We start from the raw sequence: 22787 nt of genomic DNA on the forward strand, positions 1-22787 counted from the left end.
GCGATGACCCGCCGTGGCGCGCGGCCCATGCCCGCTCCGTTGCCGTTGGCCGCAGCGCTTACATTCGGCGCTTTCGCGGTAACCACCCTCTCGGCGCATGCGGCCGAGGTTTCGCCGGCGCCGGGCGCTGCGTCGGCCGTCGCTCCGGCTGCGGTGCCCGAAGCGGCGTTGCCCGCCACGTTCGTGACCGGCAACCCGCTCGGACGCGCTGCCGCGGAACTTGCCGCCCCCATCACCGAACTGGACGGCAAGGCCCTGGCGCTGCGCCGTGCCACCACGCTGGGCGAAACGCTCGATGGCCTGCCGGGCGTGTCGGCCACATCGTATGGTCCGAACGTCAGCCGTCCGATCATTCGCGGCCTCGACGGCGACCGCATCCGCGTATTGCAAAACGGCACGGCGTCGCTCGATGCCTCGTCGCTCTCCTACGACCACGCCGTGGCGCAAGACCCGCTGAGCATCGAGCGGGTCGAAATCGTGCGCGGCCCGGCGGCGCTGCTCTACGGCGGCAATGCCGTGGGCGGCGTGGTCAACACCATCGACAACCGCATTCCGCGCGAGGCGCTCAACGGTATCTCCGGTGCCACGGACTTCAGCTACGGCGGCGCGAACCGCGAGCGCGCCGGGGCGGCGCAGCTCGAATTCGGCAACGGCCAGTTCGCGTTCCATGTGGACGGTTTCGCACGCAAGAGCGCCGATCTGCGCATTCCCGGCTTCGCCCGCTCGGCACAGCAGCGCGCCCGCGACGATGAAGATGTGGCGCAGCCGTCGGGCAAGTTGCCCAACAGCGACGGACAGACGAGCGGCGCGGCAGCCGGCGCATCGTGGACGTGGGCCGACGGCTACGCCGGCCTCTCGTATTCCGGTTACGACAGTGATTACGGGACTGTCGCTGAAGAAAACACGCGCATTCGTCTGCGCCAGCAGCGTCTCGCGCTGGCCAGCGAGGTGCGCAACCTCAGCGGCCCGTTCACGGCGTTCAAGTTCGACTTCGGCTACACCGATTACGAACACAAGGAAGTCGAGAACGGCGAGACGGGCACGACCTTCAAGAACCACGGTTACGAAGGTCGCATCGAAGCGCGCCACGCGAAGATCGGACCGCTCGAAGGCGCGGTGGGCGTGCAGTTCTCGCAGAACACGTTCTCGGCGCTCGGCGAGGAAGCGTTCGTGCCGAAGAGCGACACGACCAACGTGGCGCTCTTCGCGCTCGAAGAATGGGCCGTCAATCAGGCGGTCAAGCTCTCGTTCGGTGCACGCATCGAGCACTCCAGCGTGAAGCCCAGCGCCGGGGGCAACGATCGCTTCGACAATCTGCCGTCACGTAACTTCACGCCGGGCAGTGTGTCCGCGGGCGCGGTGTTCGCGCTGACACCGGCATGGTCGGTGGCGCTGAACACGGCGTACACCGAACGCGCGCCGACCTTTTACGAGCTGTACGCGAACGGGCCGCATCTGGCGACCGGGGTGTTCGAGATCGGGGACCCGCAGGCAAAGCTCGAAAAGGCGTTCTCGACGGACCTCTCGCTGCGTTACGAAAACGGCCCGAACAAGGGCAGCGTGGGTGTGTTCTACAGCCGCTTTACCAACTTCATCGCGTTGAACAACACCGGACTGACAGTCGACGGCGCAGAGAACCCGCTACCCGTCTATCAGTACGCCGGAGTGCCCGCCGACCTCTACGGTTTCGAAGCCGAAGGCCGGGCACGCGTATGGCAAGGCTACGGCAATCTCGACGTCGAACTGCGTGGCGACTACACCATCGGCCGCAATCGCGACACCGGCGAGCCGCTGCCGCGTATCGCACCGTTGCGTCTGACGGCGGCGCTGGTCTACGGCCTGGGGCGCTGGGGGGGCCGTCTGGAAGTGGTCCACGCGAGCAACCAGGGACGTGTGCCCGCAAACGATCTGACCACGAGCGGCTACACCACGCTGGGCGCAGCGCTCACGTACCAGTTCAAGGCGGGCGGCGCACAGTGGCTGGCGTATCTGAAAGGCGAGAACCTGACCAATCAGGAAGTGCGCCTGGCCAGTTCGGTGCTGCGCGACATTGCACCGCAGGGCGGCCGTGCGGTGCGCGTAGGCTTGCGCACAACGTTCTAAGCGGAATCTCACCGCAAAAACGAAGGAATTTCCGAGAAATTCGTTCGTGTGCGCCAAATCGCGCGGTGCAACGCCGCGCGAATGTCACGATCCATGCCGCTTTCGGTGGCATCGGCTGGGGTCGACGGCTCGTCTCGCATGATGCCGTCGACGCCTCTTGATATTCTTTCGATTGCCCTAAACTACAGTCACGTCTCGCCCGGCAGGGCGCGTCGTCACCGTCGTCGGACGTGATGTGCGCGGCCTTCGGGCCAATCGTTACGGGGCGCAGGTCGCCCCCCGAAAAGGAACAGGCATGGAGCAATATCACGGCACCACCATCGTCTCCGTTCGGCGCGGCGATCAGGTCGCGCTGGGCGGTGACGGACAGGTCACGCTCGGCAACATCGTGATGAAGGGAACGGCGCGCAAGGTCCGCACCATTTATGACGGCAAGGTCATGGTCGGGTTTGCGGGTGCTACGGCAGACGCCTTCTCGCTGCTCGATCGCTTCGAGGCGAAGCTTCAGAAGCATCAGGGGCATCTCACGCGCTCGGCCGTCGAACTCGCCAAGGATTGGCGCACGGATCGCATGTTGCGTCGTCTGGAAGCGATGATGATCGTCGCCGACGCCGAGACCACGCTGGTTATTACCGGTAACGGCGACGTGCTCGATCCGGAGGGCGGCGTGGCGGCCATCGGCTCGGGCGGATCGTACGCACAGGCGGCGGCGCGCGCGCTGGTCGAGAACACCGACCTCACGCCGGCCGAGATCGTCAAGAAGGCACTGACGATCGCGGGCGAAATGTGCATCTACACGAACGACAATCACATCATCGAATCGCTGCCGCCGAAGGCAGCGAAGTAACGTCGGACGACGCGCGCGCCGCAGCAGGTGGACTCCTGCGGCGCGACTTGCCGGCCGGTGGCAGATCGACGGACGACCGGACGATTGCCGCCTGGCCGGGCGTCACCTGCTTTGCGAACCCCTAATCTGGCGAACGTCATGACCCATATGACCCCCTCCGAGATCGTTTCCGAACTCGACAAACACATCATCGGCCAGCACAAGGCCAAGAAGGCTGTCGCGGTGGCGTTGCGCAACCGCTGGCGCCGTCAGCAGGTGGCCGAGCCCCTGCGTCAGGAAATCACGCCGAAGAACATTCTGATGATCGGCCCGACCGGTGTCGGCAAGACCGAAATCGCGCGCCGTCTGGCCAAACTGGCCGACGCGCCGTTCATCAAGGTCGAGGCGACCAAGTTCACGGAAGTCGGCTATGTGGGCCGCGACGTGGACAGCATCGTGCGCGATCTCGCGGAAATCGCGATCAAGCAAACGCGCGAAGCCGAAATGAAGAAAGTGCGCACCAAGGCCGAGGACCGCGCCGAGGATCGCATTCTCGATCTGCTGCTGCCGACCGGGCGCGAATCGTCGCGCGACATCCGTTTCGGTTCGGCCGCGCACGAAGCGGAGCCCAGCAGCGAAGACAACGCAACGCGTCAGACCTTCCGCAAGCGTCTGCGCGAAGGTGCGCTCGACGACAAGGAAATCGAACTCGAAGTCGAGATCCCGGCACAGGGCATGGAAATCATGGGTCCGCCGGGAATGGAAGAGATGACCGAGCAGATCAAGGGCATGTTCGCGAATCTGGGCAACCAGAAAAAGAAGCGACAGAAGCTCAAGATCAAGGATGCGCTCAAGATTCTCACGGACGAAGAAGCGTCGAAGATGCTCAACGACGAAGAAGTCAAGCAACTGGCCTTGCGTAACGTCGAGCAGAACGGCATTGTGTTCCTGGACGAAATCGACAAGATCGCCACGCGCAGCGAAGTGGGCGGCGGCGACGTGTCACGACAGGGCGTGCAGCGCGATCTGCTGCCGCTGGTCGAAGGCACGACCGTGAGCACGAAGTTCGGCATGATCAAGACGGACCACATTCTGTTCATTGCGAGCGGGGCGTTCCATCTGGCCAAGCCGAGCGATCTGATTCCGGAACTGCAAGGCCGCTTCCCGATTCGCGTCGAACTCGAATCGCTGTCGGTCGGCGACTTCGAAGCCATTCTCACGCAGACGGACGCAAGCCTCGTGAAGCAGTATCAGGCATTGCTGGCAACCGAAGAGGTGACGCTCGAATTTGCCCCGGACGGCATCAAGCGTCTCGCGGAAATCGCGTTCTCGGTCAACGAGAAGACGGAAAACATCGGCGCACGCCGTCTGTACACGGTCATCGAAAAGTTGCTCGAAGACATTTCGTACAGCGCAGGCAAGCAGTCCAACGAAGTGGTCACGATCAATACGGAATACGTGAACCGCTTCCTGGAAGACGTGGCGCAGAACGAAGATCTGTCGCGCTACGTGCTGTGATGGTGTGACGCTTCGCAAAAGAACGAAAAGGCCCCTCGGGGCCTTTTCTTCATTTTGCGGCGGGGTTTAGCGGCTGGGGGTAACCGCTGCCGCTGGACGACTGTCGCGGCGTCGCCGCGCTCACTGCTTGACCGGACGCTTGAGCAACTTGCGTTGCAGCGTGCGGCGATGCATGTTCAACGCGCGGGCCGTGGCGGAGATGTTGCCGTTGTGTTCGGCGAGCACGCGTTGAATATGCTCCCACTCCAGTCGCGCGACCGACAGCGGCGACGGGTTTTCGATGGCTTCGTCCGCCTGCGTTTCGCTGGCGTCGCTGCGCAGCGAGGCGAGGATGGTATCCGCATTGGCCGGTTTGGCCAGATAGTTGTCGGCACCGTCCTTGACGGCCTGCACGGCGGTGGCAATGCTCGCGTATCCGGTGAGCACCAGCATGCGCGCTTTCGGTTGCAAGGCGCGCAGCGGCGCAATGAGCGGCAGCCCCGAGTCGTGCCCCAGGTGCAGGTCGACCGAAATCAGGTCGAACTGCCGCGTGCGCGCGGCGAGCAATGCCGCGGCGCTATCGGCGGCGATCTGTACGTCGTAGCCGCGACGCGTCAGTGCGCGTGCGAGCGTTTCGGCGAACACGACGTCATCGTCGATGAGAAGAAAGTGGGAGGCGTTCATGTCTGACTCCGCGAACCGAAGAAGAAGGTTGCCAGCGGCAGGCGCAATTCGGCGCGCGTGCCTTGCGGCGTGTTGGGGGTAAGGGCAATGTCGCCGCCAAGGCGTTGAGCGCTGGCGAAAGCGAGGTACAGCCCCATGCCGTGGCCACCGTGCGTGCTCATGACGGGAGAGTTGCCGAGCCGGGTACGAAGCTCGGCTGTCATGCCGGGGCCTTCGTCGCAAACGGTGAAGCACACGTCGTCGGCGGCTACGGCCACGTCGAGCGTGACCGACGACGGGCTGAAGTACGCCGCGTTATCGAGCAGGATCGTCAGGATCTGCCCCACCTGAACCGTGTCTTCGATGCGCGCCGTCAACCCGGGCGGCACGTTCAACTGAAACTGCACCTGCGGATGACGCAGCCGCCATTGCGTGGCGAATGCGGGCAACCATTCGGCCAGCGGCTGACGCACGGGAGCAGCCGCGCGCATTTGCACATGACCGATGGCGCTCTTGCATAGCGCGATCTGCTGCTCCAGCGTCTGGAGGTCCGGCTCGAACGGTTTCAACGCGCTGTTGCCGGCACTCTCGCTGCGCAGTTCGCCGACGACCACGGCCATCGTGGAGAGCGGGGTACCCAGTTCATGCGCGACGCTCGCCGCTTGCGCGCCGAGCGCGGCCATCCGTTCGTCGCGCAACAGTCGCTGCTCGGCCCGGGCAAGTTGCGCGTCGCGGGCGCGAAGGGCGCGCGACATGCGCGAGACGAACCACGCAATCACCAGCACACTGACCACGAAATTCACCCACATCCCCGCAAGATGCAGACGCAGCAGATTGCCCGGGTCGGCAAGATCGAGCGGCACGTACTGGAAATTCAGCGCGCCGTAGGCGACGAGCGAGAGCAGCGCCAGTTGCGACGCGTTGCGCCAGGGCAGCACGGCCGCGGCAATCGCCAGCCCCGGCAGGAAGAGAGACACGAAAGGATTGGTCGCGCCGCCCGAGAAGAACAACAACGCGGTGAGTGCGGCCAGATCGACGAGCAACTGGCTCATCAGATCGAGATCGGTGCGGCGCTTGGCGCGCTCGACGCCAGCGACGCCGCCTCGTGCCCTTACCCACGTGAGCACATTGAACAGCACTTCGAGCGCGACGATGGTGAGCATGGGCTCCAGCGGCAAGCGCACGCCCAGCCAGAGTTGGGCCACGCCAATGGTCGCCAGCTGGCCGACGATGGCCAGACAGCGCAACCAGAAGAGCTGGACGACGTTGGTCCGCTCAATGGGAAAATGAGTCATACGACAAGTGTACCAAGTCCGCGTCCCGGGCCATCGGGCACAGCAAGCCGCTGCGACACTCTGCCGCATCGCTCCAAGCCCCCGTCTCGCATTACCCGCGCGCGCATTCGGCGACGCGCGACTACAATGGGTGTTCCCGCTTTGCGCAGCGCTGCGTCGCGCAATGTCGCACGACGCTCGCTCGCATGGAGACAGCCGGCGCGGCGCGACCACAGTCAGCCCGTCGACAATAAATAGGAGTTTGCATGAAGCACAAGCTTTTGGTGGCGGTCGCATTGAGTCTCGGCATGACATCGGCCTCTGTCTTCGCCCAAAACGCGCAAGTGGATGTGTCGAATGCCTGGGCGCGCAGTACTGTGCCCGGTCAAACCTCCTCGGCGGTGTACATGACGCTGCAAGCGCATCAGCCGAGCACGCTGCTCAGCGTGAGCACGCCCGCGGCGGCCAATGCCGAAGTCCACGAAATGAAGCTCGAAGGCACGCTCATGAAAATGCGCGCGCTGCCCAACGGCTTGCCGCTCGATGCGAACAAGCCGGTGGAGCTAAAGCCGGGCAGCTACCACATCATGCTCACGGATCTGAAGGCGCCGCTCAAGAAGGGCGAGACGGTGCCGCTCACCCTGAAGTTCGAAACCGCCGATCACAAGACGACCGAGCAACAGGTGCAGGCCACCGTGCGCGACCTGACGGCCGCCGCACCGGCAGATAGTGGTATGGCGGGCATGGCGCACGGCGCGCACAAGTGACGTCGGGGGCGCGGCGCTCGCCCGGCTGAGCGCGTGACTGTCAGCTGGCGCGTTCGCTGGCCGGGCTGACCGCCGGAGCTGCCTGGGCTCCGGTGTCGCTCACATCGGCGGCGCTGTCCTCGGGAGTCGCGCCGACGGCGAGCAACGCGGCGCGCAGGCAGGCCGGACACAGGCAGGCTTCGGCATCCAGCCGTGCCTGAGCGGGCAGTTGCGGCCAGTCGAAACACCAGCATTGCCCGGCGCGCGCGCCGCAGGCCACCTCGGTCCCGCATCGCGGGCAGCGCCCCGGCCCGGGCGCATCGCTGATCGCCGGTTTTCGCGGCATTAGCTCACCTCACTTCACCTGATTCACGTCCCCCACGGATTTCCGTCTCGTGAGAGACGCCTCCCGTTCCCGTCCCGAGTTGCACAACTGCAACATTACCCCGGCAGCCTTCCGCTGTGCACGTTTGGGGGATGGGAGAGGACACCCCGCACGTCAAGGCTTCTTGGCTGTACAATTCGCCCTGTTTCCTGGTCCACCTGCTTCACCTTCCGAACCTTCCCGCCATGTCCGATCAGCAACTGAACTCCATCGACGACATCGCACCCGCTCTCAAAGCCGAAATTCTGGCCGAGGCGATGCCGTACATCCGCAAGTATCACGGCAAGACCGTGGTGATCAAATACGGCGGCAACGCCATGACCGAAGAGCGATTGAAGCGTGGCTTCGCGCGCGATGTCATCTTGCTCAAGCTCGTCGGCATCAACCCGGTGGTCGTACACGGCGGCGGCCCGCAGATCGATCAGGCACTCAAGAAGATCGGCAAGCAGGGCACGTTCATCCAGGGCATGCGCGTGACGGACGAAGAGACGATGGAAGTGGTCGAGTGGGTGCTCGGCGGCGAAGTCCAGCAGGACATCGTCATGCTGATCAACCAGTACGGCGGTCAGGCGGTCGGCCTCACCGGCAAGGACGGCGGCCTCATCAACGCCCGCAAGATGATGATGCCGGATCGCGAGAACGCCGGTCAGTTCCTCGACATCGGTTTCGTCGGTGAAGTGGACTCGATCAACCCGGCCGTGGTGCGCGCCCTTCAGGACGACGCCTTCATTCCGGTGATCTCGCCGATCGGTGTGGGCGAAGACGGTCAGGCGTACAACATCAACGCCGACCTCGTGGCTGGCAAACTGGCGACGGTACTCGGCGCCGAGAAGCTGGTGATGATGACGAACATCCCGGGCGTGATGGACAAGGACGGCAATCTGCTGACCGATCTGTCGGCGCGCGAGATCGACGACCTTTTCGCCGACGGCACGATCTCGGGCGGCATGCTGCCCAAGATTTCGTCGGCGCTCGACGCCGCGAAGAGCGGCGTGAAGTCGGTGCACATCGTCGACGGCCGTATCGAACATTCGGTGCTGCTGGAGATTCTGACCGAGCAGCCGTTCGGCACGATGATCCGCTCGCACTGAGCACACTGTGCGCATTGTGCGCACGTCGCTCACATTCGCGCCGCAATAGCGGCCAGATTCGTAGCGGCCGGGCTCGGCAAGGCCGTCGTGAGTGAGAACGGACCCTTCGTGGACCCTTCGCGGACCCTTCGGGGTCCGTTTTGCATTGGGGGCGACGAATGCCGACAAACCGGCAACCGGCGCCGCTCACCCCGGCGCCGTGAGCAGGCGCAACTCGTCAAGCAGTTTTGCGGCGGGACTGGGCAGAATTCCCTGACGCCGCCGGAAGGCCGTGAGCGTGCGCGTCGCCCGCACGGTGGCAATCGGCAGCGTATCCATCACGCGCGCGGCGGCCTCCACGTCGTACATCGGCTCGGGCATCCACGTCAGAAAGCCGCATCGCGCGACCATGCTCTTGAGTACCGGCACCGAACGCGTTTCCACGACAATGTTCGGCAGCCCCAGCCCGTGCGCCGCGAACACGCCCTGCATGTGCGCATACGGCGCCGTGCCGCGCGGTGGAATCGCCCAACGTTCGTCGAGCGTGTCGGCCAGCGTAATCGTCTTGCGCCGGCGCAGCGGATGGTCGCACCGGGCCACCACATAGCTGTCGTCTTCCCAGTGGCAGTCGTTGATGGCGACGATGTCGTCCGTGTCCGGTGCAACGGTCGAGAGCGCCAGATCGATCTCGTGACGCATTAACCCTTGCGCGAGCCGGTCCCACACGCCTTCGATGATCTCCACCCGAAGATTCGGCCAGCGCGTGAGCACGCGCTCGACGGCGAGCGGCAGCACGTGACTGGCGATGGCCCCCACGGCGCCGACCTTGATCGTGCCCTTCGCAAGACCGCGCAGCGCGTCGATTTCCTCGCGCGCGTGATCGGCTTCACGCTCCAGCAGCATCGCGTGCGGCAGCAGCGCCTGACCGAAGGCCGTCAATTCCATGCCCTTGCTGTGACGCTCGAACAACGGCGCGCCCAGATCCGACTCCAGACGCTTGATCGTGCGGCTCAGTGCGGGCTGCGTGAGATGGAGTTCGGCGGCGGCACGCCCCAGGCTGCCGGTGGCGACGATGGTCGTGAAGGCGCGCAGTTGCTGGAGATTGAGACTCATGGCGGACGACGGAACGGAAGATGAGCGGGACCGCACTCACTGATGATGCCGAGGCCGGAGCGCGTCGAAAAGTCATGCAAAAGCGTAATGACTTCGGTACGTAAAAGCAATTCCGGTGCATATATCGGCTGCCTATACTTGTCCCCATCGCGCACTCATCCCTTGGCGCACCGCCCGCCCCAGCCGTCCGCTGGGCCACGGCAGGCGCAACGCAGTCGCGCTTCGCCCGCCGGCGGCAAGAGATAAATGCGGACACCGCAGACCATTGCAACGACAACGCCCCCATGAAAGACAGCCGAGAACTGCGTGCCGGACGAAGCGCCGGCACTTCCCAAGCCCTCACCGTGCGTGAGGTGGTCATCGATCTGATGCGGCGCCACGGCATGACGAAGGTGTTCGCGAATCCCGGCTCCACGGAGTTGCCCCTGTTTCGCGATTTCCCTGAGGACTTTGCGTATGTGCTGGGGTTGCAGGAGGCCGTCGTCGTCGGCATGGCGGACGGCTACGCGCAGGCCACCGGCAATGCGGCGTTCGTCAATCTGCATTCGGCTGCCGGTGTCGGCAACGCCATGGGCAACCTCTTCACGGCATACAAGAATCAGACACCGCTTATCGTGACGGCCGGTCAGCAGGCGCGCTCCATCCTCCCGTTCGATCCGTTCCTCGCGTCCGTGCGCGCCACCGAGCTGCCGCAGCCCTACGTCAAGTTCAGTCTCGAACCCGCACGCGCGGAGGACGTGCCCCTCGCCCTGGCCCGCGCGTATCACATCGCCATGCAGGAGCCGAAAGGGCCTGTCTTCGTGTCGATTCCGGTGGACGACTGGGATCGTCCCGCCGAGCCGGTGCCGCCACGTCAGGTGAGCACACGCGTGCAGGCTGATCCCGCGGCGCTCGCCTCACTGGCGGCCGCGCTCGACGCGTGCGAGCGTCCCGCGTTCGTCGTCGGGTCCTCGATCGACCGGGCAGGCGCTTTCGACGCGGTGATCGCACTGGCCGAGCGCCACAACGCGCGTGTCTTCACCGCACCGATGTGCGCCCGCTGTGCGTTCCCGGAAGACCATCGCCTGTTCGCAGGCTTTCTGCCGCCGATGCGCGAGAAGATCGTCGGCCTGCTTGGCGGACACGATCTGATCCTCGTGCTCGGCGCGCCCGCTTTCACGTATCACGTGGAAGGCGCCGGGCCGCACGTGCCCGAAGGCGCATCGCTGTTTCAACTGGTCGAGGACCCGGGTGTCGCGGCATGGACTCCGGGCGGCGCCTCGGTCGTCGGTAATGTGCGCCTCGGTGTCGAGGCATTGCTCGCGCGCGAGGTGCCGAACGAGCGCGATGCGCCGCCGTCGCGCACCGCGCCGCCGGTGGCGGCACCCAACGCGCCGGGCGAGCCGATGACGACGGCGTTCGCCCTGCAAACGCTGGCCGAGGTGCGCGACGCGCACGACATCGTCGTGGAAGAGGCGCCGAGCGCGCGCCCGGTCATGCAGCAATACCTGCCGTTCACGCAAGCCGGCACGTTCTACACGATGAACAGCGGCGGACTGGGCTATTCGATGCCCGCGGCCGTCGGTGTTGCGATGGCCAATCCGGGGCGCCGCGTTATCGGCCTGATCGGCGACGGTTCCGCGATGTATTCGATTCAGGCGTTGTGGAGCGCCGCGCAGGCCCGTTTGCCGATAACGTTCGTAATCCTGAACAACCGCCGTTACGCCGCCTTGCAGGATTTCGCGCCGTCGTTCGGGTTCGGGCCTAAAGATCCGGTGCAGGGCACCGATCTGCCCGATCTGGATTTCGTGCGCATGGCCCAGGGGATGGGCGTGAAAGCGCAGCGTATCGAGCAGGGCAGCGCGTTGCGCGACGCTTTGTCGCAAGCCATTGCCAGCGGCGAGACGCGTCTCGTCGAACTCGTGGTGGCATGATGCCCGGCGCACCTCGCGCGTGCATGCCGTTGCGAGCCGCACCATCGAACAAGGAGACGTAAACCGATGTCAGTCCAACAAGATCCCCGGGCCCTCACCATGCTCATCGCGGGTAAGCGTGTCGGCGCAACCGGCGGCGGCACTTTCGAACGACGCAATCCGCTTGACGGCGAAGTGGCCTCCCGCGCACCCGCTGCGAGCGCCGACGATGCGCGCGCTGCCGTGCGCGCGGCATGGAACGCCTTCCCGGCATGGTCGAATACCGGACCGGGCGAGCGTCGTGCGCTGTTGATGACCGCCGCCGACCGGCTGGAAGCCAGGGGCGGGCAGTTTCAGGCCGCGATGGCTGCGGAGACGGGCGCGTCCGGCCAGTGGGCCGGCTTCAACGTTCATCTGGCCGCGCAGGGCCTGCGCGAAGCCGCCGCGATGACGACGCAGATCGCCGGTGAAGTCATTCCCTCGGACGTGCCCGGCAGCCTTGCGATGGGAGTGCGTCAGGCCGCCGGCGTCGTGCTCGGCATTGCGCCGTGGAACGCCCCGGTCATTCTCGGCGTGCGGGCGCTGGCGTTGCCGCTGGCATGCGGCAACACGGTCGTTTTCAAAGGCTCGGAGTTGTGTCCCGCCACGCACGGCCTGATCGCCGACGCACTGGAGGAAGCCGGCCTGCCGCCAGGCGTCGTGAACTTCATCACTAACGCCCCTGAGGACGCCGGGGCCATCGTCGCAGCGCTGATTGCCGAACCGGCGGTGCGCCGCGTGAACTTCACCGGCTCCACGCGCGTTGGCCAGATCATCGCTGGCCTGTGCGCGGAGCATCTCAAACCGGCCGTGCTGGAATTGGGCGGCAAAGCGCCCTGCCTCGTGCTGGACGACGCCGATCTCGACGACGCCGTGAACGGCGTGGCGTTCGGCGCCTTCGCCAACTCGGGCCAGATCTGCATGTCCACCGAGCGCATCGTCGTGGCCGAATCGATTGCCGATGCATTCGTCGAGAAGCTCGCCGCCAAGGCACGCGCGCTGCCCCTGGGCGATCCGCGCAACGGGCCCGTCGTGCTCGGTTCGGTCATCGACATGTCGACGGTCGAGCGCTGCAATGCCCTGATCGACGACGCGCTCGCCAAAGGCGCGACGCTGCTGTGCGGCGGCCGTGCCGAGACCACGCTGATGCCTGCGACGCTGCTCGATCACGTCACGCCCGCGATGAAGATCTACACGGAGGAGTCGTTCGGTCCGGTCAAGGGCATCGTGCGCGTGAGGGACGACGAGGCCGCCATCGCGTGCGCCAACGACAACGCTTACGGCCTGTCGTGCGCGGTGTTCAGCCGCGACCTTGCACGGGCAATGGGCGTGGCCAGACGCATCGAGTCGGGCATCTGCCACATCAACGGCCCCACCGTGCACGACGAGGCACAGATGCCGTTCGGCGGCGTGAAGTCGAGCGGTTGGGGGCGTTTCGGCGGCAAGGCCGGCGTTCACGAATTCACCGATCTGCGCTGGGTGACGGTGCAGACCAGTGTGCGGCATTACCCGTTCTGAGTTCCTAATCCACCCAACCGCCGCAGCCGGATCCGAATGGACGCCGGAATAGACGGCCGGAGGAGACAATCGTGTCACAACAGTTCGAAACCGCCCCTGCGGGGGCGCGTGCTGCAACGTCGGGCGTACCCGGCACCTCATCCAACGCGACCGGCGCGCCGGCGGCGGGCGCACCGAACTTCGGTCGCGTCGTTGCCGCCAGTTGCTTCGGCACCGCCATCGAGTGGTACGACTTTTTCGTCTACGGCTTTCTCGCGCCCATCGTGTTCGACCGGCTGTTCTTCCCGCAACTCGACGCGATGACCGGCATGATCGCCGTGTTCGCGACGTTCGCCGTGGGCTTCGTCGCGCGTCCCGTCGGCGGCATCGTCTTCGGTCACTTCGGCGACCGCATCGGCCGCAAGTCGATTCTGTTGTTCACCCTGATCCTCATGGGCGTGGCGACCACACTCATCGGCCTGTTACCGACGTACGCCATGGTCGGCATGTGGGCGCCGACCATGCTCGTGACGCTGCGCTTCATTCAGGGTTTCGCCCTCGGCGGCGAGTCCGTCGGTGGCCTGCTGATGACGGTCGAAGGCGCGCCTGCGCACCTGCGCGGCCTGTTCGGCGGGTTGATTCAGGCGGCGGGTCCGACTTCCATCGTCGGCGCGTCGCTCGCCATCGCGCTGATTACGCGCCTGCCGGAAGACGACCTGTTGACGTGGGGCTGGCGTCTGCCGTTTCTCGTGAGCCTGCTGCTCGTGGCGCTGGGGACTTACGTGCGCCTGAAGGTGGAGGAGTCGCCGAGCTTCAAGGCGGCGGAGCAGCATCGCGACATCGCCAAGGTACCGGTGGCCGAAGTGCTTACGCATTACTGGCGCCCGACGCTCGTCACCTTCTTCATCTGCCTGGCCGAGACGAGCTTCTTCTATCTGGTGGCGATCTTCTCGCTCTCGTACGGCACGAAGACGCTCGGCCTGCCGCGCAACGTGATGGCCGACGGCGTGCTGTACGCCAACCTTCTGGCCATGCTCACGATTCCGGCGTTCGGTATGCTCTCCGACAAGCTGGGACGCCGGCCGATGTTCCTCATGGGGCTTGCGGCCACGGCGCTGTTCATCTATCCGTTCTTCCTCATGATGGGCAGCCGGGAGACGGCGTTCGTCGTGCTCGCCATCGTGATCGGCGCGGGCGTGATTCATCCGATGATGTTCGGTCCGGAAGGCAGCTTCTTCTCGGAGTTGTTCGACACGCGGGTGCGCTTCTCGGGCGTGTCGCTGGGCAAGCAGATCGGCACCGTGATGGGCGGGGGGCTCGCGCCGATGATCGCCGCGAGCCTGCTGGCATGGAGTCACGGCCGGATCTGGCCGGTGATCGTCTACTTCCTCGTGCTCGCGGCGATGGCGCTGATCTCGACGGTGCTGGTGCGCGAGACGCGCCATCGGGCGATGTAACGGGCACGCCGGACGTCGATGCAAACGAACAGCCCCGCTCGCGATGCGATGCGGGGCTGTTGGCTTGGGGTGCCGCTGCCGGTGCCGCCGGCGTTCATGCGGCCACGACGTCGGTCAGAGATCGAGCACCAGCATGGGCGACTTGCTGCGCGAGCAGCAGGGCAGGATCTGGTCGTTGGCGGCACGCTCGTCGTCGGTGAGGTAGACGTCGCGGTGATCCGGCGTGCCGTCCACGACGCGTGTGAGACAGGTGCCGCACACGCCCTGTTCGCACGACATCTGCACTTCGACCCCCTGTGCCGCCAATGCCGCAACGATGGTCTCGCCTGCCTTCACGTCGATCACGCGTCCGCTCGAATGCAGCTTCACCTGAAACGGCCTGTCGCCGTCGCCTTCGGCATTCGCCTGCGCGGGCGCGGCGAAGTACTCGCGATGCACATTGCCTTCGGGCCATTGCGCGGCGTTCGCACGTGCAAGCACGGCTTCGATGAACCCGGCCGGACCGCAGACGTACAGATGCCTGCCGCCGGACGGCTGCGCGAGGATGGCGTCCAGATCGGCACGCGGGCCTTCGCTGTCGTAGTACAGACGTGTCTTCGCGGCGATGTCCTCGCGGGCGAAGCGATCACGGAATGCGGTGCGCGCCGGTTCGCGCGTGCAGTAATGCACTTCGAACGACGCGCCGCCCGCCGCCAGCGCCTCGGCCATGCAAAGGATCGGGGTGACGCCGATGCCGCCCGCGAGCAGGATGCTGTGCGTCGCCTGCGCCGCGAGCGGGAAGTGATTGCGCGGTGCGCTGATCTCGATCTCGGCGCCGAGCGCGAGCGCATGCATGCCTGCGGAGCCGCCACGCGATTGCGGGTCGCGCAGCACGCCCAGGCAGTAGCGATGCGTCTCGCCCGGGGCGTTGCACAGCGAATATTGCCGGACGAGACCGTCGGCCACGTGCACGTCGATGTGGGCGCCGGCGGTGAAGGCGGGCAGCGCGCTGCCGTCGACACTCACCAGTTCGAATTCGCAGATGTCGGTGGCGACATTGCGCTTGCTCGCCAGCCGGACTTTCATGCCGCGTTCTCCACACCGCCCGTTACCGCGCCCGCGCGCTCCGCGTCGATCAGACGGTCGAGCACCTTGCGCGACTGCACCCCGCCCGCGTCGATATTGAGTTTCAGGATCTTCTTGTCCGGGTATGCCGAAAGGTTGCGTTGCTGCGCTTCGAGCACCTCCTGGTCCTCGGCGAAAATGCCGCCCTGGCCGCGCTTGATCGCGGCGGTCAGCTCGGCATCCTGCGGCTTGAAGTTGCGTGCCATGCCCCAGAAGTACCAGATCGATTCGTCGGTTTCCGGCGTGATGAAGTCGACCACGATGCTGCCGGCCTTCTTGTCCGCGGGGGCGTCGTAACCACCATGCCCCGCGTGTGCGACGCCCACTTCGATCATCACATGGCTCGGCGGCGTGAAACGGCAGATCTGCCAACGATCGCACGGCACCTGATCGTCCAGACCGTTCGCGCGCAGCGCGCTCGCCCAGAACGGCGGTGCCTTGATGTTCTCCATGTGGCGTGCCGTGATGACCATGTCGCCTTCGACGATTGTCTTCGGCGGCGCCTCTTCGATCTCCTCCTGACCGATGCTGGTGGCGTGCACGTAGGTCTCGTGCGTGAGGTCCATGAGGTTATCGATCATCAGGCGATAGTCGCATTTGATGTGATACAGCCCGCCGCCGTACGCCCACTTGTCGCTGACCGCCCATTCCAGATGCGGGATCTCGTCGGGGTTCGCGAGGGCGGCGTCGCCCGGCCAGACCCAGACGAAGCCGTAGCGCTCGACGCACGGGAACGCGCGCGTCTTCGGGAAGCCGCCCACACGCTGGCCGACCATCTTCGTGCACTTGCCGCCGCCGTCCACGGTCAGGCCGTGGTAACCGCACACGAGGTGGCCGTCCTTCACGAAGCCGAGCGAGAGTGCGGCGCCGCGATGCGGGCAGAAGTCTTCGAGCGCGGCGGCGTTGCCGTTGCCGTCGCGGAAGAACACCATCGCTTCGTTGCAAATCTTGCGGCCCAACGGCTTCTCGGCGAACTCGTCCGGCGTGCAGGCGACGTACCAGGTATTTTTGAGGAACATGATCGTTTGTCTCCTTGGCGCACCTCGACAGGGGTATGGCGCGCTCTTGTTTCGGTGAAAATGGGGTTTCGTGAATGCCGGACGCGCACCTCAGAGCAGTTGCGCGCCCATGCTGTGTTCCTGCGTGACGATGTGCTCGCGGCACATGAATTCGGCGCGATCCGGCTGCCGTGCCGCAATCGCCTCGACAATCGCGTGATGCTGCCGATGCGCGTAGGCGATGATGTCCGCGTACTGGCGCCGGTCCTCGTGGCCGAATGCGACCGTGCGCGGGGCGACGAAAGGCACCAGATTGCAGCGCGCGATGAAGCCTTCGAGCAGCGGATTGCGCGCGCCGGTGACGAGCAGATCGTGAAAACGCGCATTGAGCGAGGCGTAACCGATCTGCACTTCGGGTGTCATGGTGTGATCGACGAGCAGGGCGTCGCCCTCGGCCAGCAATTCGCGCAGTTGTGCGAGCAGCTCGGCACTCGCTCCCTTTTCGGCGAGAAGCCGGGCGGCATACCCTTCGAGCGCGCCGCGCAGGTGCAGCGCTTCGACGCTCTCCTCACGCGTGTGCGCCCGTACCGCATAGCCGCGCTGTCCGGCGCGCACCACGAGTCCTTCCTCCGCGAGTACCGGCAACGCCTGACGCACGGGCATGCGGGACACGCCCAGCTGTTCCGCCAGCTTGGCTTCGGCCAGCCGCTCGCCGGGCGCGAGTTCGCCCTTCAGGATCATTTCGCGCAGTTGGACCGTGGTCGGGGTGGGATGCAGCATGCGTCTCCTTTCGTTTCCTTTCATGCGCGTCGCGCAAGCGGGGCTTGGCGACATCGGCTTTTTTTATTATGGGATCCCATAATTCGTAAACGCATTGGTAAATACCCTTGTTTATGCCGATATGGGATCCCGGATAGACTCGGCGCTGCATAAATGCGGGCTGGTTCATTCGACGGCCCGGGCATGACAAGACAAGAGAAGGAGACTTTCAGCGTGGCAAAGATCATTGGCGGGATCGGCACATCGCATGTGCCGACCATCGGTGTGGCGTACGACAAGGGCAAGCAACAGGATCCCGCGTGGGCGCCGCTGTTCCAGGGCTACGAGCCCGTTGCGAAGTGGCTCGCCGAGAAGCAGGCCGACGTGCTGGTGTTCTTCTACAACGACCATGCGACCACGTTCTTCTTCGACATGTATCCGACGTTCGCTCTCGGTGTGGGCGAGTCGTTCCCGATTGCCGACGAAGGGGCGGGACTGCGTCCGCTGCCGCCGATTCGCGGCGACGTCGCCTTGCAGGCGCACATCGCCGAGTCGCTGGTGAACGACGAGTTCGACATCACCGTCTTCCAGGACAAACCGATCGATCACGGGTGTGCGTCGCCGCTGCCGCTGCTCTGGCCGCACAAGCCGGACTGGCCGGGCACGGTGGTGCCGATTGCCATCAACGTGCTGCAATATCCGCTGCCGACCGGGCGCCGTTGCTATCGCCTCGGACAAGCGGTGCGTCGTGCGATCGAGTCGTATCCGGAAGATCTGCGCGTCGTCGTGGTGGGCACGGGGGGGCTGTCGCACCAGATTCACGGCGAGCGTGCGGGCTACAACGACGAAGCCTGGGATCGCGAGTTCCTGGAATTGCTTGAGCACGCGCCGGAGAAGCTGGCCGAACTCAGGCACGTGGATTATGTGGCGCGCGGCGGTGCCGAGAGCGTCGAACAAATCATGTGGCTGTCGATGCGCGGTGCAATGGGGCCGCGCATCAAGCGTCTGCATCTGAACTACTACCTCGCGACGACGACCGCCATGACCGTCGCGCTTTACGAGGAGGACGCCGCATGAATCCGCAACTCGACGGCATCGAAGCGATCACCGGCACTTACGCGTTCGATCTGCGCGTGAGCAACCGTACCCTCAAGCTCAACCGCTTTTTCTGGCACATGATCCGCGCCGAGAATCGCGAGACGTTTCTGAACGACCCCGTCGCCGCGATGACGGCCGCGGGGCTCACCGTCGACGAGCAGGCGATGGTGCAGGCGCAGGACTGGCTTGGCCTCGTGCGCCACGGCGTGAACTTCTTCGTGCTGGAGAAGTTTGCACGTGTCGTGCGCAAGACCAACCTCGAAGTCTATGCCCTGATGCGCGGCGAGACGCTCGACGAGTTCATGGCCACGCGCCGCGTGCCGACCATGCGCTGACATGGCAATCGACACCGCCGTCAGCCTGACCAACGCGCCGGCAGCGCCCCGGCTCGCATGCCACGAGCGTGGCACGTGGAGCCGCTCGCCGCAGAGCAACGACGCAACACTGCTGGTGCGCAAGCTCCGCGGGTTGCGCGCGATGGTGGCCGTGCTGGAGTGCGACTCGGTCGCACGCGCGGCGCGCATGCTGCATCTTTCGCAATCCGCTGTCGCGCGCTCGATTTCGGACATCGAAGCCGAGCTGGGCTTTCCGCTGTTCCACCGCAGTGCCCGCGGGCTGATACCGAACGCTGCGGGGCAGCGACTTGGCGTGCGCGCCACGCGGGCGCTGGCCGAACTGGCGAACGGCTATCGCGAAGCGTTCGCCGCGACGGCGTCGCAGGCCGATGGCGGGGCGCGTGCCGCCAGCCGCTTTGCCGCCGTCGTCGCGCCGCAGCAACTCACCAGCTTCATCGCCGTGGCGGAGCTGGGCAGCGGACCGCTTGCGGCCAGTCGCCTGCAATGCTCGCAGCCAACGATTCAACGCAATCTCGATCAGCTCGAAGACCTGATCGGCATCAAGCTGTTCCGGCGCACACCGCGCGGCACGCGTCTGACGGACGAAGCGCTCGCGTTGCTCGGCCCCGTCAAGCGTGCGCTGGCCGAACTGGCGATTGCCGAGGACGAACTCGCGCCGTTCGGCGGGCGCCAGCAAGGCACGGTCATCGTCGCTGCGCTGCCGCTCTCGAGCGGTTTCCTGTTGCCCAAGGCCATCGACAGCCTGCTTCACAAATCGCCTTATCTCACCGTCACGGTGGTCGACGGCACGTACGAAGCGCTGGTGCGTCAGTTGCGTCAGGCGGACGTGGACATGATCGTCGGTGCGCTGCGCGCAAACGACGTGCCGCCAGACATTCGTCAGGAAGCGCTCTTCGAAGATCATCTATCGGTCGTCGTGCGCGCGGACCATCCGTGCCTGAGGTCGGGCAGGACTCCCACGCTTGCCGAACTCGCCGAATACGGCTGGGTAAGCCCGCTGCCCTGCACGCCCGCGCGTGGCGTGTTCGAGCGCGTGTTTCACGCCGAGGGACTCGCGCTGCCGCGCACGCAGGTGCACGCGAGCAGCTCGCCGGTGGTGCGCGGGCTCCTGTCGTCGAGCGATCGGCTGGCGTTGCTCTCGCCGGTGCAGATCACCTCCGAGTTGCGCACGGGCGAGCTGGCGGTCGTGCCGGTGACCTTGCAACACGCGCGCCGGTCCATCGGCGTGGCCACGCGTCGTGACGGTTTGCTCTCGCCCGCCGCGGAGCAGTTGCTCGACGAGCTGCGCGTGCTCGCACCCACCATGCAGCATCCGACGTGAAGGACGTGAAGGACATAAAGGACATAAAGGACGTAAAAGGCCCGGAGAATGCGCGAACGACGTTCGCCATACCCGCGTCGAGCGCGGCGAAAATCGCCGAATTCGCCAAGACTTGCATGTCTCGCCTCAATCGCTCCCGCACGCTTTTTGCCGCACGCACCGCCGCCTGACGACTGCCCGCCGCGCCTTATGCGGCGGGCGTTCCATCCGCGGAACGCCCGGCGTAGCGCTGCGCGAAATTCCCTGCGGAAAAACCTTCCCGAAACCTAGGGGAAATCTCGGGGATATACGAAAAACGCAACGCTCGACGCGAGAAGGTCGTTCGACGTTCGCATTTCGTCTGCCTAAGCTGTTCCGGACACATAGAAAAGGCGCGCCGTCCATCGGCGCGGCCTCATCGGAAAACAGCTCGGTGCCACGACACCGACGAGGAGACGACACCATGATGAAGCGCCATCTCTGGCTCGCAGTAGCGCTTGCGAGCGTTTGCCAATTCACCGCCGTTTCGGCCGCCCGCGCCGAGGAAATCAAGATCGGCGTGCTGGGCCTGTTCTCCGGATCGGCCTCGTGGTGGGGCACGGAATACCGTCGCGGTATCAACCTGTGGCTCGAACAGAACAAGAACAAGGTCGGCGACGACACGCTCGTGATCCTGGAGCGCGACGAAGGCGGCGTGAACCCGCAGCGCACGCGTCAGCTCGCGCAGGAACTCGTGGTGCGCGATCAGGTGCAGTACCTGTTCGGCGGCTCGTTCACGCCGAACGTGCTGGCCATGGCCGACGTCGTGAATCAGACCAAGACGCCGCTCGTCATCGGCAACTCGGGCACGTCGAGCGTGACGCTCAAGTCGCCGTACTTCGTGCGTACCGGCTTCACGCAGTGGACCGTGAGCGTGCCGCTCGTCGAGTACGCCGCGAAGAAGGGCGTGAAGAATGCGGCGATCGTGGTGGCCGACTTCGCCACCGGTTACGACGCCATCGACGCCTACAGCGAGACGTTCAAGAAGGCGGGCGGAAAGGTCGCCGTCGAAGTGAAGGTGCCGCTGGGCACGACGGACTTCTCCAGTTACCTGCAACGCGTGCGCGATGCCAAGCCGGACGCCGTCTTCATGTTCATGCCGGTCGGTCCGATGTCGGCAGGTTTCGTGAAGGCATTCAAGGAGCGCGAACTCGACAAGGCCGGTATCCAGCTCTTCGCCACGACCGAGACGATGGAGTCGGACCTGCCCGCCATCGGCGACAGCGCGCTGGGCACCATCACCGCGCTGCATTACTCGCCGTTCCTCACGACCCCGGAGAACACCGCGTTCGTGAAGGCCTACAAAGCGAAGTACGGCCCGGGTGCGTTGCCGTCGATTGCATCGGTGTCGGCCTACGACTCGATGACGCTCATCGCGCAGATGATCAAGGCGACCAAGGGCAAGAAAGACGCGGAGAAAGCCATTGCTGCCGTGAAGGGCTACTCGTGGGTGAGCGCGCGCGGTCCGGTGTCGATCGATCCGAAGACGCGTGAGATCGTGCAGAACGTGTACATCCGTCGCGTGGAAACCATCGACGGCAAGCTGGGTAACAAGCCGATCGACACGTACAAGTCGGTGGTCGAGCCGTGGCACGTCGGCCACCCGCAAGTGGCCGCGAAGTAACGCAGGCGACGACCCCCCAAAGTTCGCTCTGATCGTTAGGTTCCGGTACTTCGTCATGACGCAATCGCTTGCCACTTTCCTGTCGTTGTCGATCGACGGTGTGGCCTACGGGATGCTGCTGTTTCTCATCTCCGTGGGCCTCACGGTCACGCTCGGCGTAATGCGCGTGGTCAATCTCGCACACTCCGCCTTCGCCATGATCGGCGGTTATTTCACCTTGTGGGCCATGCAGCGCGCCGGGCTCGATTTCTTCGTCGCGCTGCTCGTCGGCGTGATCGGCACGATGGTGCTCGGCGCCGTGCTGGAGCGCACGCTGTATCGCTGGGTCTACACGGCCAACGGTCTGGGGCAGTTGCTCATGACGATCGGCCTCGCATTCATCATCTGCGCGATCGCCAAGCACCTTGCCGGCACGGAATTGCAAACGATTCCGGTGCCGCAGGGCCTGCGCGGCACGTGGGACTTCGGGGCGTTCTCGGTGTCCGTGTATCGCATCTTCGCGCTGGTGTGCAGTGCGGTCGTCGCCTTCGGTATCTGGCTCGGCCTGGAGCGCACGCCGTTCGGGGCGAAGCTGCGCGCCGCCGTCGACAACCCGCGCATGGCGCGTTGCGTCGGCATCAATGTGCCGGTGGTGTTCTCGATCACATTCGCCATCGGTTGCGGGCTGTCCGGCCTGGGCGGGGCGCTGTCGAGCCAGATTCTGCCGCTGGAGCCGTACTACGGCCTGAAGTATCTGGTGCTCGTGCTGATCGTCGTGGCCGCCGGAGGGCTCGGCAGCCTGCGCGGTTCGCTGTACGCCGGGCTGCTGCTCGGGCTCATCGACACGCTCGGCCGCTACTACGTGCCTGCGCTCGGCGCGTTCATGATCTATCTGGCCGTGCTGGCCATTCTGCTGATCCGCCCGCAAGGGCTGGTCGGCCGTGCCTGAGCGGAGGGTCACGATGTCT

Annotated in this window: 21 protein-coding genes; 14 read left to right on the forward strand and 7 right to left on the reverse strand. The window is 65.3% G+C overall.

Annotated elements, in window-relative coordinates; translation table 11 throughout:
• The first annotated feature begins 27 nt into the window (after positions 1–27).
• The 3 genes from AB870_RS01050 to hslU all read left to right on the forward strand — a co-directional run bounded on the left by AB870_RS01050 (position 28) and on the right by hslU (position 4447).
• Positions 28–2103 (forward strand): TonB-dependent receptor, encoded by a 2076-nt coding sequence (locus AB870_RS01050; RefSeq protein WP_084664043.1) that lies wholly within the window; start codon positions 28–30, stop codon positions 2101–2103.
• Between the two features lie 295 nt (positions 2104–2398).
• The gene (gene hslV / locus AB870_RS01055; protein WP_039394773.1) at positions 2399–2950 is read left to right on the forward strand and encodes an ATP-dependent protease subunit HslV; all 552 of its coding nucleotides are present in this window, start codon (positions 2399–2401) and stop codon (positions 2948–2950) included.
• 138 nt (positions 2951–3088) lie between these two features.
• Positions 3089–4447: an ATP-dependent protease ATPase subunit HslU gene (gene hslU / locus AB870_RS01060; RefSeq protein WP_047906588.1), complete on the forward strand. Its 1359-nt coding sequence runs from the start codon at positions 3089–3091 to the stop codon at positions 4445–4447.
• A 120-nt stretch (positions 4448–4567) separates the two neighbouring features.
• Here the strand turns inward: hslU and AB870_RS01065 are convergent, their stop codons facing one another.
• Both AB870_RS01065 and AB870_RS01070 read right to left on the reverse strand, forming a co-directional pair.
• Positions 4568–5110, reverse strand: a complete 543-nt coding sequence (locus AB870_RS01065; protein ID WP_039394779.1) for a response regulator transcription factor — start codon at positions 5108–5110, stop codon at positions 4568–4570.
• The gene (locus AB870_RS01070; RefSeq protein ID WP_047906589.1) at positions 5107–6384 is read right to left on the reverse strand and encodes an ATP-binding protein; all 1278 of its coding nucleotides are present in this window, start codon (positions 6382–6384) and stop codon (positions 5107–5109) included. The genes AB870_RS01065 and AB870_RS01070 overlap by 4 nt, the downstream gene beginning before the upstream one ends.
• A gap of 245 nt (positions 6385–6629) precedes the next feature.
• Between AB870_RS01070 and AB870_RS01075 the strand changes: the two genes are divergently transcribed.
• Entirely contained in the window at positions 6630–7130 is a 501-nt protein-coding gene (locus AB870_RS01075) for a copper chaperone PCu(A)C (protein WP_047906590.1), read from the forward strand.
• Between the two features lie 40 nt (positions 7131–7170).
• Here AB870_RS01075 and AB870_RS01080 read toward each other — a convergent pair whose 3' ends face one another.
• Positions 7171–7455: a cysteine-rich CWC family protein gene (locus AB870_RS01080; protein ID WP_053059521.1), complete on the reverse strand. Its 285-nt coding sequence runs from the start codon at positions 7453–7455 to the stop codon at positions 7171–7173.
• Positions 7456–7679: 224 nt separating this feature from the next.
• Here AB870_RS01080 and argB point away from each other — a divergent pair, with 224 nt between their 5' ends.
• Positions 7680–8585 (forward strand): acetylglutamate kinase, encoded by a 906-nt coding sequence (gene argB / locus AB870_RS01085; RefSeq protein WP_047906591.1) that lies wholly within the window; start codon positions 7680–7682, stop codon positions 8583–8585.
• A gap of 186 nt (positions 8586–8771) precedes the next feature.
• Here the strand turns inward: argB and AB870_RS01090 are convergent, their stop codons facing one another.
• Positions 8772–9677, reverse strand: coding sequence for a LysR family transcriptional regulator (locus AB870_RS01090; RefSeq protein WP_047906592.1), 906 nt, complete (start codon positions 9675–9677; stop codon positions 8772–8774).
• Positions 9678–9961: 284 nt separating this feature from the next.
• Between AB870_RS01090 and mdlC the strand changes: the two genes are divergently transcribed.
• From mdlC to AB870_RS01105, 3 genes are all read left to right on the forward strand, one after another.
• A complete protein-coding gene (gene mdlC / locus AB870_RS01095; RefSeq protein ID WP_047906593.1) occupies positions 9962–11590 on the forward strand; it encodes a benzoylformate decarboxylase in 1629 nt (542 codons plus the stop codon).
• Positions 11591–11656: 66 nt separating this feature from the next.
• Positions 11657–13126 (forward strand): aldehyde dehydrogenase, encoded by a 1470-nt coding sequence (locus AB870_RS01100; RefSeq protein WP_047906594.1) that lies wholly within the window; start codon positions 11657–11659, stop codon positions 13124–13126.
• 71 nt (positions 13127–13197) lie between these two features.
• The gene (locus AB870_RS01105; RefSeq protein WP_047906595.1) at positions 13198–14562 is read left to right on the forward strand and encodes an MFS transporter; all 1365 of its coding nucleotides are present in this window, start codon (positions 13198–13200) and stop codon (positions 14560–14562) included.
• Between the two features lie 114 nt (positions 14563–14676).
• Here the strand turns inward: AB870_RS01105 and AB870_RS01110 are convergent, their stop codons facing one another.
• The 3 genes from AB870_RS01110 to AB870_RS01120 form a co-directional block, all read right to left on the reverse strand.
• Complete coding sequence (locus tag AB870_RS01110) at positions 14677–15627, reverse strand: PDR/VanB family oxidoreductase (protein WP_047906596.1); 951 nt, start codon at positions 15625–15627, stop codon at positions 14677–14679.
• On the reverse strand, positions 15624–16685 hold the full coding sequence (locus tag AB870_RS01115) for an aromatic ring-hydroxylating dioxygenase subunit alpha (protein ID WP_047906597.1): 1062 nt from the start codon (positions 16683–16685) through the stop codon (positions 15624–15626). The genes AB870_RS01110 and AB870_RS01115 overlap by 4 nt, the downstream gene beginning before the upstream one ends.
• Before the next feature lie 90 nt (positions 16686–16775).
• Positions 16776–17444 carry a GntR family transcriptional regulator gene (locus tag AB870_RS01120; RefSeq protein ID WP_047906598.1) on the reverse strand — a complete coding sequence of 223 codons (669 nt, stop codon included), beginning with the start codon at positions 17442–17444 and terminating at the stop codon, positions 16776–16778.
• Between the two features lie 213 nt (positions 17445–17657).
• Here AB870_RS01120 and AB870_RS01125 point away from each other — a divergent pair, with 213 nt between their 5' ends.
• The 6 genes from AB870_RS01125 (at position 17658) to AB870_RS01145 (ending at position 22768) form a co-directional block, all read left to right on the forward strand.
• On the forward strand, positions 17658–18500 hold the full coding sequence (locus tag AB870_RS01125; RefSeq protein ID WP_047908651.1) for a gallate dioxygenase: 843 nt from the start codon (positions 17658–17660) through the stop codon (positions 18498–18500).
• Positions 18497–18856 (forward strand): protocatechuate 3,4-dioxygenase, encoded by a 360-nt coding sequence (locus AB870_RS01130; protein WP_047906599.1) that lies wholly within the window; start codon positions 18497–18499, stop codon positions 18854–18856. The genes AB870_RS01125 and AB870_RS01130 overlap by 4 nt, the downstream gene beginning before the upstream one ends.
• Before the next feature lies 1 nt (position 18857).
• A complete protein-coding gene (locus AB870_RS01135) occupies positions 18858–20198 on the forward strand; it encodes a LysR family transcriptional regulator (protein ID WP_053059522.1) in 1341 nt (446 codons plus the stop codon).
• Entirely contained in the window at positions 20195–20368 is a 174-nt protein-coding gene (locus tag AB870_RS26210; protein ID WP_157112194.1) for a hypothetical protein, read from the forward strand. The genes AB870_RS01135 and AB870_RS26210 overlap by 4 nt, the downstream gene beginning before the upstream one ends.
• A gap of 272 nt (positions 20369–20640) precedes the next feature.
• Positions 20641–21840: an ABC transporter substrate-binding protein gene (locus tag AB870_RS01140; protein ID WP_047906600.1), complete on the forward strand. Its 1200-nt coding sequence runs from the start codon at positions 20641–20643 to the stop codon at positions 21838–21840.
• 55 nt (positions 21841–21895) lie between these two features.
• Positions 21896–22768 carry a branched-chain amino acid ABC transporter permease gene (locus tag AB870_RS01145; protein ID WP_047906601.1) on the forward strand — a complete coding sequence of 291 codons (873 nt, stop codon included), beginning with the start codon at positions 21896–21898 and terminating at the stop codon, positions 22766–22768.
• Positions 22769–22787: the final 19 nt, after the last annotated feature.

This window comes from Pandoraea faecigallinarum (assembly GCF_001029105.3).
In the GTDB taxonomy this organism is placed as follows: domain Bacteria; phylum Pseudomonadota; class Gammaproteobacteria; order Burkholderiales; family Burkholderiaceae; genus Pandoraea; species Pandoraea faecigallinarum.

Coding starts and splice junctions, on each gene's coding strand:
- AB870_RS01140 (WP_047906600.1), top strand. CDS start 20,641: ATGATGAAGCGCCATCTCTGGCTCGCAGTAGCGCTTGCGAGCGTTTGC.
- AB870_RS01110 (WP_047906596.1), bottom strand. CDS start 15,627: ATGAAAGTCCGGCTGGCGAGCAAGCGCAATGTCGCCACCGACATCTGC.
- AB870_RS01130 (WP_047906599.1), top strand. CDS start 18,497: ATGAATCCGCAACTCGACGGCATCGAAGCGATCACCGGCACTTACGCG.
- AB870_RS01050 (WP_084664043.1), top strand. CDS start 28: ATGCCCGCTCCGTTGCCGTTGGCCGCAGCGCTTACATTCGGCGCTTTC.
- hslV (WP_039394773.1), top strand. CDS start 2,399: ATGGAGCAATATCACGGCACCACCATCGTCTCCGTTCGGCGCGGCGAT.
- hslU (WP_047906588.1), top strand. CDS start 3,089: ATGACCCATATGACCCCCTCCGAGATCGTTTCCGAACTCGACAAACAC.
- AB870_RS01135 (WP_053059522.1), top strand. CDS start 18,858: ATGGCAATCGACACCGCCGTCAGCCTGACCAACGCGCCGGCAGCGCCC.
- AB870_RS01065 (WP_039394779.1), bottom strand. CDS start 5,110: ATGAACGCCTCCCACTTTCTTCTCATCGACGATGACGTCGTGTTCGCC.
- mdlC (WP_047906593.1), top strand. CDS start 9,962: ATGAAAGACAGCCGAGAACTGCGTGCCGGACGAAGCGCCGGCACTTCC.
- AB870_RS01080 (WP_053059521.1), bottom strand. CDS start 7,455: ATGCCGCGAAAACCGGCGATCAGCGATGCGCCCGGGCCGGGGCGCTGC.
- AB870_RS01115 (WP_047906597.1), bottom strand. CDS start 16,685: ATGTTCCTCAAAAATACCTGGTACGTCGCCTGCACGCCGGACGAGTTC.
- AB870_RS01075 (WP_047906590.1), top strand. CDS start 6,630: ATGAAGCACAAGCTTTTGGTGGCGGTCGCATTGAGTCTCGGCATGACA.
- AB870_RS01120 (WP_047906598.1), bottom strand. CDS start 17,444: ATGCTGCATCCCACCCCGACCACGGTCCAACTGCGCGAAATGATCCTG.
- AB870_RS01070 (WP_047906589.1), bottom strand. CDS start 6,384: ATGACTCATTTTCCCATTGAGCGGACCAACGTCGTCCAGCTCTTCTGG.
- AB870_RS01100 (WP_047906594.1), top strand. CDS start 11,657: ATGTCAGTCCAACAAGATCCCCGGGCCCTCACCATGCTCATCGCGGGT.
- AB870_RS01145 (WP_047906601.1), top strand. CDS start 21,896: ATGACGCAATCGCTTGCCACTTTCCTGTCGTTGTCGATCGACGGTGTG.
- AB870_RS01090 (WP_047906592.1), bottom strand. CDS start 9,677: ATGAGTCTCAATCTCCAGCAACTGCGCGCCTTCACGACCATCGTCGCC.
- argB (WP_047906591.1), top strand. CDS start 7,680: ATGTCCGATCAGCAACTGAACTCCATCGACGACATCGCACCCGCTCTC.